We start from the raw sequence: 13144 nt of genomic DNA on the forward strand, positions 1-13144 counted from the left end.
CAGTGCGGTGATCGAGCGGCGGTGAGATCCGGTGATGTGGTCTCGACACGCTCGACCACCGATTGCGTTGAGCGAAACGCTAGAGCATGCAGGAGACGCACATATCGAGTTCGGTTCCCTCGAGGGCCATCTGGCGCAGACGGATGTAGTAGATCGTCTTGATTCCCTTGCGCCAGGCGTAGATCTGCGCCTTGTTGATGTCGCGTGTGGTGGCCGTGTCCTTGAAGAACAGCGTCAGCGACAGGCCCTGGTCGACGTGCTGGGTGGCAGCCGCGTAGGTGTCGATGATCTTCTCCGGGCCGATCTCGTAGGCGTCCTGGTAGTAGTCCAGGTTGTCGTTCGTCATGAACGGCGCCGGGTAGTAGACCCGGCCGAGCTTGCCTTCCTTGCGAATCTCGATCTTCGACGCGATCGGGTGGATCGACGACGTCGAGTTGTTGATGTACGAGATCGACCCGGTCGGCGGCACGGCCTGCAGGTTCTGGTTGTAGATGCCGTGCTCGATGACGGATGCCTTGAGCCCGGCCCAGTCCGCCTGGGTCGGGATGGCGACGCCCGATGTCTCGAACAGTTCGGCGACCCGGGCGGTGGCCGGCTCCCACACCTGGTCGGTGTACTTGTCGAAGAACGCGCCGGACGCGTAAGTCGAGTCGGCGAAGCCCTCGAAGGCTCGTCCGCGCTCGATGGCGAGCTTGTTCGAGGCGCGGAGGGCGTGGAACAGCACCGTGTAGAAGTAGATGTTCGTGAAATCGATGCCCTCTTCGCTGCCGTAATACACCCGTTCGCGGGCGAGGTAGCCGTGCAGGTTCATCTGCCCGAGTCCGATGGCGTGCGACTTGTCGTTGCCGTCCTCGATCGAGCGAACGGATGCGATGTGGCTCTGGTCAGAGACCGAGCTGAGTCCGCGAATGGCGGTCTCCACGGTGCGGCCGAAGTCGGGCGAGTCCATCGACAGGGCGATGTTCATCGAGCCGAGGTTGCAGGAGATGTCCTTGCCGATCTCCTTGTAGGAGAGGTCCTCGTTGTAGGTGGTCGGGGTGTTGACCTGGAGGATCTCCGAGCACAGGTTCGACATGTTGATGCGGCCCTTGATCGGGTTGGCCGCGTTCACGGTGTCCTCGAAGACGATGTACGGGTAGCCGGACTCGAACTGGATCTCGGCGAGGGTCTGGAAGAAGTCACGGGCCTTCATCTTCGACTTCTTGATGCGCGGATCGTCGACCATCTCCTGGTACTTCTCGCTCACCGAGATGTCACCGAACGGCACGCCGTAGACCTTCTCCACGTCGTACGGGGAGAACAGGTACATGTCCTCGCCCTTCTTGGCGAGTTCGAAGGTGATGTCGGGGATGACAACGCCGAGGGACAGCGTCTTGATGCGGATCTTCTCGTCGGCGTTCTCACGCTTGGTGTCAAGGAAGCGCATGATGTCGGGGTGGTGCGCGTGCAGGTAGACCGCGCCGGCACCCTGGCGGGCGCCCAGCTGGTTGGCGTAGCTGAAGGAGTCTTCGAGCAGCTTCATCACCGGGATGATGCCGCTGGACTGGTTCTCGATCTGCTTGATCGGGGCGCCGGCCTCGCGGATGTTCGAGAGCAGCAGGGCGACGCCGCCGCCGCGCTTGGAGAGCTGCAGCGACGAGTTGATGCCGCGGGAGATCGACTCCATGTTGTCTTCGATGCGGAGCAGGAAGCAGGAGACGAGCTCACCGCGCTGCGCCTTGCCGGAGTTGAGGAAGGTGGGGGTCGCCGGCTGGAAGCGGCCGGCGATGATCTCCTCGACCAGGCTCACCGCGAGGGCCTCGTCGCCCGCGGCCAGCCCGAGCGCGGTCATCACGACACGGTCTTCGAACCGCTCGAGGTAGCGCTTTCCGTCGAACGTCTTCAGCGTGTAGGAGGTGTAGTACTTGAACGCACCGAGGAAGGTGGAGAAGCGGAACTTCTTCGAGTACGCGAGGTCGTTGAGCTTGGTGATGAACTCGAATGAGTACTGGTCGAGCACGGCCTGCTCGTAGTACTCCTTCTCGACCAGGTAGTCGAGTCGTTCCTTGAGGCTGTGGAAGAACACCGTGTTCTGGTTCACGTGCTGCAGGAAGTACTCGCGTGCCGCCTCACGGTCCTTGTCGAACTGGATCTCCCCGCTCGGGCCGTACAGGTTGAGCATGGCGTTGAGGGAGTGATAGTCCATTCCCACCGTGGGCGCTTCGATCGGTGTGATCTTCACAGCTGTTGACTCCAAAACGATTCCAATCCGTCGTGAACGATGCGCACATCATCCGGTGTTCCAAATACTTCAAAGCGATACAGGTGGGGCACCTTGCACTTGGCAGCGATGATGTCCCCCGCGAGGCAGAAGGCCTCGCCGAAATTGGTGTTGCCGGCACCGATGACGCCCCTGATCAGCGACCGGTTCTGTTCATCATTGAGGAACCTGATCACCTGCTTGGGAACCGCACCGTTGCCGTTGCCCCCGCCATAGGTCGGCAGGCACAACACGTACGGCTTGTCGACGCGCAACGGCTCATCCCTGGCGTACAGCGGGATGCGCGTGGCCGGTCGACCCAGCTTCTGAACGAAGCGGTGAGTGTTGCCCGAAACGCTGGAGAAATAGACGAGTTCGGTCATCAGTCACCCCCTCGATTACAGGAGCCGCTTCCGACTACGCGAGGCGGTCGGCGAGTTCCTGGATCTTGTCGGGGCGGAAGCCCGACCAGTGGTCCTCGTCGGTGATCACAACGGGAGCCTGCAGGTAGCCCAGGGCCTTGACCGCTTCGAGTGCGTTCTCGTCAGCCGAGAGGTCGAGTACCTCGTACTCGATGCCCTTGCTGTCCAAGGCGCGGTACGTCGCCGTGCACTGGACACAGGAAGGCTTCGTGTAGACCGTGATTGCCATCTGTAGGGGCCCTTCTCGTCATTCGGAATACGCCCGAATAAGTCGTTCACAATGTGATTGATTTGGGGTGCGGCGGTAGTGCCGTACTGGACTTCTAATACTACATCTAGTGATTCCCAATAGGAACAGCCACTACATGCAGTAATTACATTTATGTAGTTTTCTACAGGTTATGCACCCGTTTTCAACAGGCCAGCGGATGCCGCTTCGGCGATTTGACGCGGCATCCGTCCGAGTTATCCACAGGTGGGCAATCGGATACTTTTCGCCCTGTGGAATCAGCGTCGGCGTGTCGCCGGGTGCGCGCCGTTCTCGTGTGCCGGAAGTGTCCCACCGACCACCGACATTCCCGTGCGGCAAGCCGCCGAGTGCACGCGCGCCGCCGAGTCGCGCCGTTGCGACCCCCGCGTTGGGCGCGCGAAATCGCATCCGGCACCCGATATCCCGCGCGCCCAGCGCGATATCCCGCGCCCCGGCTCTCCGCCCTCCTCGCCCGGCGCCTGTACCGTCAAGCCAGCGGCCCGTGCGTGCACCCGGCCACGGCGGCGTCGCCGCGCGCCGCCTCGCGTTGGGCGCGCGAAATCGCATCCGGCACCCGATATCCCGCGCGCCCAGCGCGATATCCCGCGCCCAGTGCGACATCCCGCGCCCCGCACTCCGCCCCCTGCGCCGCACAGTGCGCGTCCGCGGCGCCGCCCTTCAAGGTTCAGGCGCGCGGCACTCCGTGCTCGGAGAGGAACTCGTAGAACCGGCGAGGAGACAGGGCGGTGTTCCAGTCCCACCTGTCGAAGCTGTTCACATGTTGACGGAGGATGTCCTCGCGCCTCTTCTCGCTGACGACGATCTCTGACGGATCGCGGTCCCCGAGCACCATTCCGCGGGTGTACTTCACGTCACCGTCGAATTCGCCGACCTTGCGGATGCGACGCCAGAAATAGTCCACCCAATAGTCCTTGCCCTTGATACTGAAATGGACCTGCAGCTCCGGAACCTCGAACCCCAGCTGGAACATCCGCACCCGCCCCATGGTCTCCCCGGGGTTGGCCGCCAGCGGGTTCGCGAACTCGATGGCGTGCGCGGCCTGCCTCGCGCCGAACCGGGGGTGCACGGCGACGAGTTCGGTGTGGAGATCGTCCTTCGTGAGCGCCGCTGCACCGACGGTTCCGGAACCGTCGTGTGCCACCCGTTCGAGCTCGACGCGAAGCGCATGATCGATCATCGTCACGGCAATAAGGAAACTGGAGCTGCTTGCAACGTCGACCAGCGTGCGCGCCAATGACGTCACGGGCAACCCCGTGATGTGCACAATGTCCGGCGGAACGACGTTGCGATGCCTGGTCGTGAACCGGGCGTTGCTTCCGCCTGTCGCATCGTTATCAATCGTGTGCAGCGTTTTCGGCCAGCCACCGATCGTCGGAAGGCCGTGCAGAACCGCGGCGGACAGGTGGGAGACCACGGCGGGGCGCCGGCCGAGCAGGGCATTGGCCCGAACGAAGAGGCGATACCGCTCCTCCGCCGAAACCGCTCTCCAGGTCCCACCGTCGACGTAGATCCCGTGAGCGACACGAACCAGCTCACCGCGCGCGATCATGGTCTCGGCGGTGTGCGATGGACCGCCGATCCGGCGCAGCGCCGAAGTCGTGATGAGGCCTCCGGTCTGGAGTGCGGCCGTTTCGAGGATTTCGTGCACACCTCAGGGTGCCCTGCCGGCAATCCTCGTCTGCCGCCCGGGCCAGCGTTCTGTGGACAACCCGTGCGAGGCATCCGCTGTGGAGGACTTTGGCCAGCGGATGCCGCCGCACGGCCGCCGCACGGAGACTCCACCCGGAGACCCCACCCGGAGATCCCGCCCGGGCGCGGGATGTACCGAGCATCGACGGTCACGCGCAAAGGCCCCGGTCGTCACCGACGACCGGGGCCCGACAATGCGAGCGGATGCCGCGCGAGCGGATGCCGCGCGAGCGGATGCCGCGTCAGCGGCCGCCCGACCGGCGCTTGTTGTACACGTCGAACGCCACGGCGAGCAACAGCACCAGGCCCTTGACGGCCTGCTGCCACTCGATACCGATGCCCATGATGGACATGCCGTTGTTCAGCACGCCGATGATCAGGCCACCGATGATCGCGCCGCCGATCGTGCCGACGCCGCCCTGCACCGCGGCCCCACCGATGAACGCGGCGGAGATGGCCTCGAGCTCGAAGCCGTCACCGGCCTTCGGGCCGGCCAGGTTGAGGCGGGCGGTGAAGATCAGCCCGGCCAGGGCGGCGAGCACGCCCATGTTCACGAACAGCCAGAACGAGACGTTGCGGGTCTTGATGCCGGAAAGTTCCGCGGCGTGGAGGTTGCCGCCGATGGCGTAGATGTGGCGGCCGAACACGGTGCGGTTCATCACGATGCCGTAGACCATCACCAGCACGGCCAGCACGATCAGCGTCACCGGGATGCCCTTGTACGAGGCGAGCGCCCAGGAGAACAGGCCGATGACCACGGTGATCAGCACCAGCTTGGTGACGAACCAGACGATCGGCTCGACCTCCTGGCCGTACTTGGCGCGTCCCGTGCGGGTGCGCACCTGCTGCACGATCAACGCGATGACCGCGATCGCCGCGATACCGAGGGTCAGCGGGTCCAGTTCGAACTCGCCGAAGACGTTGTTCAGGAATCCGTTTCCGAGGGCGCGGTATTCGGCCGGGAAGGAGCCGATGTTGGCGTTGCCGAGAACCGCCAGCGCGAGGCCTCGGAAGATCAGCATGCCGGCCAGCGTCACGATGAACGCCGGGATGCCGACGAAGGCGATCCAGAAGCCCTGCCAGACGCCGACCAGGGCGCCGACCAGGAGCGACAGGACGATCGCCAGCCACCACGGCAGCCCCCAGTTCACGGCGAAGACACCGGATACCGCGCCGACGAACGCCGCCACCGAACCGACGGAGAGGTCGATGTGCCCGGCGATGATGACCATCACCATGCCGACCGCGAGGACCAGGATGTAGCCGTTCTGCACGATCAGGTTGGAGATGTTCTGCGGGCGGAGCAGGATGCCGTCGGTCATGATGCTGAACAGCACCACCACCACGATCAGCGCGATGAAGATGCCGTTCCGGCCGAGGTCGGAGGCCAGGTGGGTGAACCAGGATGCCGCCTTGGACGTGCTGGGGTTCACCTGCGCGCCGGCGGCGGTCGCGGTCGCCGGTTTCGTGTCGAGATCACTCATAAGACGTTTCTCCTTATCCGAGAGCGCCGGGCGCTAGCGGGCCTTTTCCATTGTCATGTGCTTGATGAGGATTTCCGGGGTCGCATCCTTGATCGGGAACTCGCCCGTGATGGTGCCCTCGGAAAGTGTGTAGATGCGGTCGGTGATGCCGATCAGCTCCGGCAGCTCGGACGAGATCACGATGATCCCCTTGCCCTGCGCCGCAAGCGCGTTGATGATCGCGTAGATCTCGTACTTGGCGCCGACGTCGATTCCGCGTGTCGGTTCGTCGAGGATGAGCACGTCGGGGTCTGAGTAGATCCATTTCGACAGCACCACCTTCTGCTGGTTGCCGCCGGAGAGTTTCCCGGTCTTGGCCAGCACCGACGGAGCCTTGATGTTCATGCTCTTGCGGTACTCGTTGGCGATCTTGAACTCTTCGTTGCCGTCGACCAGGCCGCGGCGGGTCAGTTTGCCCAGCGATGCCATGGAGATGTTGCGCTGGATGTCCTCGATCAGGTTGAGGCCATACTGCTTGCGGTCCTCGGTGGCGTAGGCGAGGCCGTTGTCGATCGCCTCCGAGACGGTGCGGGTCTTGATCTCGGTGCCGTTCTTGAAGACCTTGCCGGAGATGCGCGTGCCGTAGGTGCGGCCGAACAGGCTCATCGCGAATTCGGTGCGCCCGGCGCCCATCAGGCCCGCGATGCCGACGATTTCGCCGCGGCGCACGTTCAGGTTCACCTTGTCGACCATCACCCGGGTCACGTCCTGCGGGTGGTGGGCTGTCCAGTCCTCCACCCGGAGGATCTCTTCGCCGATGTTCGGCGTGTGGTCCGGGTAGCGGTGTTCGAGGTCCCGGCCGACCATGTCCTTGATGATGCGGTCTTCGGTGACGTCCTGCTTGGCCATCGTCTCGATGGCCTTGCCGTCGCGGATGACCGTTACCGAGTCGGCGATCTTCTTGATCTCGTTGAGCTTGTGGCTGATGATGATCGACGTGATGCCCTGGCCCTTGAGGTGCAGGATCAGGTCCAGCAGGTGGTCGGAGTCCTCATCGTTCAGCGCCGCGGTCGGCTCGTCCAGAATGAGAAGCTTCACCCGCTTCGAGAGCGCCTTGGCGATTTCCACCAACTGCTGCTTGCCGACGCCGATGTCGAGCACCTTGGTGGTGGGGTTCTCCTTGAGGCCGACCCGGGCGAGCAGCTTTGCCGCCTCATGGTTGGTCTTGTTCCAGTCGATCAGCCCGAGACCGCCGCGCTGTTCGTTGTTGAGGAAGATGTTCTCCGCAATAGAGAGGTAGGGGCTGAGGGCCAGCTCCTGGTGGATGATGACGATGCCCTTGGCCTCGCTGTCACGGATGTCGCGGAAGGCGACGACCTCGTCTTCGAAGACGATGTCGCCGGTGTAGGTGCCGTGCGGGTAGACGCCGCTCAGGACCTTCATGAGGGTGGACTTGCCAGCGCCGTTCTCCCCGCAGATGGCGTGGATCTCGCCGCGGGCGACATCAAGGGTGACGTCCTGCAACGCCTTGACGCCGGGGAACGTCTTGGTGATGTTGCGCATCTCGAGAATGTTGGTGGTCACGTGCGTGCCTCTCTCAGTTAGAGCGGTTCGAGCAGTTGGAGCGGGATGAGCCGGTGGAGCGGTGGGCTCCGACCTTCCGGTGGGGAGACCGTAGTCCCCCCACCGGCAGGTCAGCGGTACTGACTAGCCGTCGATTTCGGCCTGGGTCCAGTAGTCGCTGTCGACGAGTGCCTTCTTGATGTTGTCCTTGACCACGATCGTGGGGTCGAGCAGCATCGACGGAACGACCTTCTTGCCGTTGTCGTACGTCTTGGTGTCGTTGACGGTCGGCTTGTCGCCGCCGAGGACGGCAACAGTCATCTCAACGGCAACCTTGGCGAGTTCGCGGGTGTCCTTGAAGATGGTGGCGTACTGCTCGCCGGAGTTGATGGCCTTCACCGAGTCGAGCTCGGCGTCCTGGCCGGTGATGACCGGCCACTGGTCGCCCGTGCTGTAGCCGGCGTCTGTCAGCGCGGAGATGATGCCGCGGGACAGGCCGTCGTACGGGGCGAGGATGCCCTGCACCTTGCTGCCGTCCGAGTAGGTCGACGTCAGGATGTTCTCCATGCGCTTCTGGGCGACTTCGCCGTCCCAGCGCAGCGTGGCGACCGTGTTGAAGTCGGTCTGCTTGCTCTTGACAACGAGCGTGCCGGCGTCGATCAGCGGCTGGAGGACATCCATTGCACCGTTGAAGAAGAAGGTGGCGTTGTTGTCGTCGGGGCTCCCGGCGAACAGTTCGACGTTGAAGGGGCCTGCGGGGGCGCCGTCGACCGGCTTGCCCTCGAGGTCCGTCAGGCCGAGGCCGTTCAGGAGCGACCAGGCCTGCTGCTGTCCGACCTTGAAGTTGTCGAAGGTGGCGTAGTAGTCGACGTTCTTGGAGTCGCGGATCAGGCGGTCGTAGGCGATGACGGGGATGTCGCCGTCCTTGGCCTCCTGCAGCACGCTGGTGAGCGTGGTGCCGTCGATCGAGGCGATGATCAGGACTTCAGCGCCCTTGGTGATCATGTTCTCGATCTGCGAGACCTGGGTGGGGATGTCGTCTTCTGCGTACTGCAGGTCGACCTTGAAGCCCTGGTCTTCCAGCTGCTTCTTGATCGAGTCGCCGTCCTTGATCCAGCGCTCCGACGACTTCGTCGGCATGGCAACGCCGACGAGTCCGCCGTCGCCCTTGCCAGCACCGTCGCCGCTTGCGGCTCCGTTGGCACAACCGGCCAGCGAGACCAGCATGGCGCCAGCGGCCAGCGTTGCGAGAATTGCTCTCTTCTTCACTGTGTTCCCTTTCGTGTTTCTGTTTCTGTAATCGACATTGATGCGGATGTGTTCGGTGAACAGGGGTGTTACAGGCCTTGTGCCAACCGGTAGTAGGCCTGGTTCCAACGCACCTCGCGCGTGAAGTCGCGCAGGGTGGTGGCTTTATCGATCACGAGAAGCTCGGTGCGAGCGATCTCGGCGAAATCCTGGAACACCTCGATGCCGACGGCAGTCGACATCACGGTGTGGTGGGCAGCGCCGGCGGTGAGCCAGGCGGCGGCGGAGGTGGCGAAGTCGGGTTCCGGGCGCCACACGGCGCGGCCGACCGGGAGGTTCGGGAGGTCCGCGGTCGGGGCGACGACCTCCACGACATTGGCGACCAGCCGGAACCGGTCACGCATGTCCGAGAGTGCGACGACAACGGCGGGGCCGGCATCCGTATTGAAGACCAGGCGAACCGGGTCTTCCTTGCCGCCGATGCCGAGCGGGTGGATCTCCAGGCTCGGCTTGGCCGTGGTGAGCGAGGGGCTGACCTCGAGCATGTGGGCGCCGAGGATGAGCTCCTGTCCGGGCACCAGGTGATACGTGTAGTCCTCCATCAGGCTGGCTCCGCCCGGAAGGCCCGCACCCATGACGTTGGCGATGCGCACCAGAACGGATGTCTTCCAGTCGCCTTCCGCACCGAAGCCGTAGCCCTCGGCCATCAGCCGTTGCACGGCGAGGCCGGGCAGCTGGCGGAGCGCGCCGAGGTCTTCGAAGCTCGTGGTGAACGCGCCGAAGCCGCCTTCCTCGAGGAAGGACGTGAGGCCCAGCTCGATCGCCGCACCGTACCGGAGCGAGTCGTGGCGGTCGCCGCCCGCGCGGAGTTCCGGCGCGACGTCGTAGAGGTCTTCGTACTCGGCCACCAGCGTGTCGATGTCCGCGTCGGTCGACGCGTGCACGGCCTCCGCCAGTTCGTTGACGGCCCAGGTGTTGACCTGCACCCCGAAGCGCAGCTCGGCTTCTGTCTTGTCGCCCTCGGTCACGGCGACGTAGCGCATGTTGTCCCCGAAGCGGGCGAGCTTGAGGCTGCGCGACGCGGCCCAGCCGGCCGCTGCCCGGGTCCAGGAGCCGATCTGCGCGGTGACGGCCGGGTTGGAGACGTGGCCGACCACGGTCTTGCGGGCAACGCCGAGACGGGTCTGGATGTAACCGAACTCCCGGTCACCGTGCGCGGCCTGGTTGAGGTTCATGAAGTCGAAGTCGATGTCGGCCCAGGGCAGCTCGACGTTGGCCTGGGTGTGCAGGTGCAGCAGCGGCTTCTGGAGGGCGTCGAGGCCGGCGATCCACATCTTGGCCGGCGAGAACGTGTGCATCCACGCGATCAGGCCGATCACCTGATCGGCCGAGTTGGCGTCGAGGGCGGCGCGACGGATGGACTCGGAGTCTTTCAGGACCGGCTTCCAGACGATCTTCACCGGGATGTCGCCGGCGTTCTCGAGCGCCCGCGCGATCTCCTGGGACTGCTCGGCGACCTGGCGGAGGGTCTCCTCTCCGTACAGGTTCTGGCTGCCGGTGAGGAACCAGACTTCATAGTGGTCGAGCGTGGTAGAGAGGGTGGGCATTACTGCAGGGCTCCTTGCGGTGCTTGTCCGTAGACGTTCTGGTAGCGGTTGAAGAGGGAGTCGACCGCGGCTTGCGGAATCGGGACAAGCTCGCCGCCCTGCCGCGCCAGGTGCACGGTCCGGGCGACGTCCTCGACCATGACCGCGGCCTTGACGGCGTCGCGGGCGTCGGTGCCGATCGTGAACGGCCCGTGGTTCTGCATCAGCACAGCCCGGGAGCGGTGACCGGCGAGCGTGTCGACAATACCCCGCCCGATTGAGTCATCGCCGATGATGGCGAACGGGCCGACCGGGATGTCCCCGCCGAACTCGTCCGCCATCGCGGTGATGACGCAGGGGATGGCCTCACCACGGGCGGCCCAGGCGGTGGCGTAGGCCGAGTGCGTGTGCACGACCCCGCCAATGTCGGGCATATTCCGGTAGACGTATGCATGCGCGGCGGTGTCGCTGGAGGGCGAGCGCTCCGCGCCGGGAGTGCCGGGAATCACCACGCCGTCGAGGTCGCACAGGATCATGTTCTCCGGGGCGAGCTCGGCGTAGTCGACGCCGCTGGGCTTGATCACGAACAGGTCGGCGCCCGGTACCCGGCCGGAGACGTTGCCACCGGTCCAGACCACCAGGTTGTTGCGCACCAGTTCGCCGTGTAGTTTCGCGATGTCGGAGCGCACCCGCGCGATGGCGACTTCGACCTGGGGCCCGTAGCTGCTCACGCGCGGATCCCCGCGACGGCGTCGGCGTCCGCGTCGGTTGCCGGGGCGGTCGGGGCGCTCGGGGTGCCCGTGGTGGTCGCGGTCCCTGTCGCGAACTGCCCGACGGCCGCCGGCTGCATCGCCTCGCGTTTCAGCGCCTTGAGACGGTGCATCACGTCATTGGCACCGCGGCCGAAGTAGTCGTGCAGCAGCGTGTATTCGGCGAACAGGCGGTCGTAGGCACGCGCCGACTCTTCGTTCGGCGTGAAGACGTTCGTGTTGACCTTTCCCATCGCGGCTCCCGCGGCGCGCACGTCGGGGTAGGCCCCGGCGGCGACGGCCGCGTGGATGGCCGAGCCGAGCGCCGGGCCCTGGTCGCTGGCGATGGTGGAGATCGGCAGGCGCAGGACGTCGCTGTAGGTCTGCATGAGGAACCGGTTCTTGAGCAGGCCGCCCGCGACGATGAATTCGGTGACCGGAACCCCGCTGGCGTTGAAGGTTTCGACGATGGTGCGGGTTCCGAAGGCTGTCGCCTCCAGCAGCGCCCGGTAGACCTCCTCAGCGCGGGTGGTGAGGGTGGCGCCGATGACGACGCCGGAGAGTTCGTGGTCGACCAGGACCGAGCGGTTGCCGCTGTGCCAGTCCAGCGCGACGAGTCCGTGGGCGCCGGCCGGGGCATCCGCTGCCAGGTCGGTGAGGTATTGGTGGATGCTCTGCCCGGCTGCCGCCGCTGCCCCGAAATAGGCAGCGGGCACCTGGTTGTTGACGTACCAGGCGAAGATGTCGCCGACACCGGACTGGCCGGCTTCATAGCCGTAGCGGCCCGCGACGATGCCGCCGTCGACGACGCCGCACATTCCGGGGACCTCGGTGAGGAGGTCGGAGTTCATCACGTGGCAGGTGCTGGTTCCCATGATGGCGACCATCTGGCCGGGTTCCACCGCTTGCGCCGCCGGGGCGGTGACGTGGGCGTCGACGTTTCCGACGGCGACCGCGATGCCTTCGGGCAGGCCGGTCCATTCGGCGGCTTGCGCGCTGAGGGTGCCGGCCGCTGACCCGAGCTGGCCGATCTCGTGGGCCACCTTGTCGGTTGCGAATGCGGCGAAGTCGGGGTTCAGCGCGCCGAGGAAGGCTTCGCTCGGGTACTGGCCGTCCTGCAGGATTCCCTTGTAGCCGGCGGTGCACGCGTTCCGCACGTAGCGGCCGGTGAGCTGCCAGACTATCCAGTCAGCCGCCTCCACCCAGTGCTCCATGCGGTCGTAGAGTTCGCGATCCTCCTCGAGCAGCTGGAGGCCCTTGGCGAACTCCCATTCGCTGGAGATGAGTCCGCCATAGCGGGGCAGCCAGCTCTCGCCGCGTTCGCGGGCCAGGTCGTTGATCCGGTCGGCCTGCGGCTGGGCGGCGTGGTGCTTCCACAGCTTGACGTAGGCGTGCGGGCGGCCGGCGTACTCGGGCAGCTCGCACAGCGGGGTGCCGTCGGCCAGGGTTGGCACCATCGTGCACGCGGTGAAGTCGGTTGCGATACCGATCACCCGGGATTTGTCGATGCCGGCGTCCAGCACGGCGGCGGGCACGGCGGCCTTCAGCACGTCGACGTAGTCCTGCGGGACCTGGAGTGCCCAGTCGGGTGGCAGCTGTTGCCCGGTAGCGATCAGCGTGGTGTCCATCACGGCGTGCGGGTAGTCGAGCACGGCCGAGCCGAGTTCGGCGCCGTCGGAGACTCGCACCACGACGGCGCGTCCGGACAGGGTTCCGAAGTCGACGCCGATCACGTAGGAGTCGAGCTCGGGTGCGGCAATGGGGGCCGACGGATGTGCCTCTGCCGTGTGCTGCTCGGCGCTCGTGCTCACGAATCGACTCCTTTGTCCGGTGCGGTCTAGCGGATGCCTCGGGCTTGTGCCCTGACGGTGCTGGCGGCCCGTGTGGCCGGAAACACCAGAATGTGAACGGTCA

Annotated in this window: 10 protein-coding genes; all 10 read right to left on the minus strand. The window is 65.2% G+C overall.

The genetic code is table 11. The annotated features are described in order from the left end of the window. Positions 1-79 precede the first annotated feature (79 nt). Positions 80-2185 (minus strand): class 1b ribonucleoside-diphosphate reductase subunit alpha, encoded by a 2106-nt coding sequence (nrdE, locus tag AB4Y94_RS03290; protein WP_441725175.1) that lies wholly within the window; start codon positions 2183-2185, stop codon positions 80-82. A gap of 32 nt (positions 2186-2217) precedes the next feature. Then, positions 2218-2622 carry a class Ib ribonucleoside-diphosphate reductase assembly flavoprotein NrdI gene (gene nrdI / locus AB4Y94_RS03295; RefSeq protein ID WP_441724709.1) on the minus strand — a complete coding sequence of 135 codons (405 nt, stop codon included), beginning with the start codon at positions 2620-2622 and terminating at the stop codon, positions 2218-2220. A 34-nt stretch (positions 2623-2656) separates the two neighbouring features. After that, on the minus strand, positions 2657-2890 hold the full coding sequence (gene nrdH, locus AB4Y94_RS03300; protein WP_441724712.1) for a glutaredoxin-like protein NrdH: 234 nt from the start codon (positions 2888-2890) through the stop codon (positions 2657-2659). A gap of 706 nt (positions 2891-3596) precedes the next feature. Continuing rightward, complete coding sequence (locus AB4Y94_RS03305; RefSeq protein ID WP_441724715.1) at positions 3597-4580, minus strand: type IV toxin-antitoxin system AbiEi family antitoxin domain-containing protein; 984 nt, start codon at positions 4578-4580, stop codon at positions 3597-3599. A gap of 283 nt (positions 4581-4863) precedes the next feature. Beyond that, positions 4864-6105, minus strand: a complete 1242-nt coding sequence (mmsB, locus tag AB4Y94_RS03310; RefSeq protein WP_441724718.1) for a multiple monosaccharide ABC transporter permease — start codon at positions 6103-6105, stop codon at positions 4864-4866. Between the two features lie 33 nt (positions 6106-6138). Then, on the minus strand, positions 6139-7668 hold the full coding sequence (mmsA, locus tag AB4Y94_RS03315) for a multiple monosaccharide ABC transporter ATP-binding protein (RefSeq protein ID WP_441724721.1): 1530 nt from the start codon (positions 7666-7668) through the stop codon (positions 6139-6141). 123 nt (positions 7669-7791) lie between these two features. Continuing rightward, complete coding sequence (chvE, locus tag AB4Y94_RS03320) at positions 7792-8874, minus strand: multiple monosaccharide ABC transporter substrate-binding protein (RefSeq protein WP_441725178.1); 1083 nt, start codon at positions 8872-8874, stop codon at positions 7792-7794. A 110-nt stretch (positions 8875-8984) separates the two neighbouring features. Further along, complete coding sequence (gene araA, locus AB4Y94_RS03325; RefSeq protein ID WP_441724724.1) at positions 8985-10502, minus strand: L-arabinose isomerase; 1518 nt, start codon at positions 10500-10502, stop codon at positions 8985-8987. Then, complete coding sequence (locus AB4Y94_RS03330; protein ID WP_441724727.1) at positions 10502-11212, minus strand: L-ribulose-5-phosphate 4-epimerase; 711 nt, start codon at positions 11210-11212, stop codon at positions 10502-10504. Before AB4Y94_RS03330 ends, araA begins: the two co-directional genes overlap by 1 nt. Next, positions 11209-12990 carry a ribulokinase gene (araB, locus tag AB4Y94_RS03335; RefSeq protein ID WP_441725180.1) on the minus strand — a complete coding sequence of 594 codons (1782 nt, stop codon included), beginning with the start codon at positions 12988-12990 and terminating at the stop codon, positions 11209-11211. Before araB ends, AB4Y94_RS03330 begins: the two co-directional genes overlap by 4 nt. Positions 12991-13144 lie beyond the last annotated feature (154 nt).

This window comes from Glaciibacter sp. 2TAF33 (assembly GCF_052114945.1).
Classification (GTDB): Bacteria; Actinomycetota; Actinomycetes; order Actinomycetales; family Microbacteriaceae; genus Cryobacterium.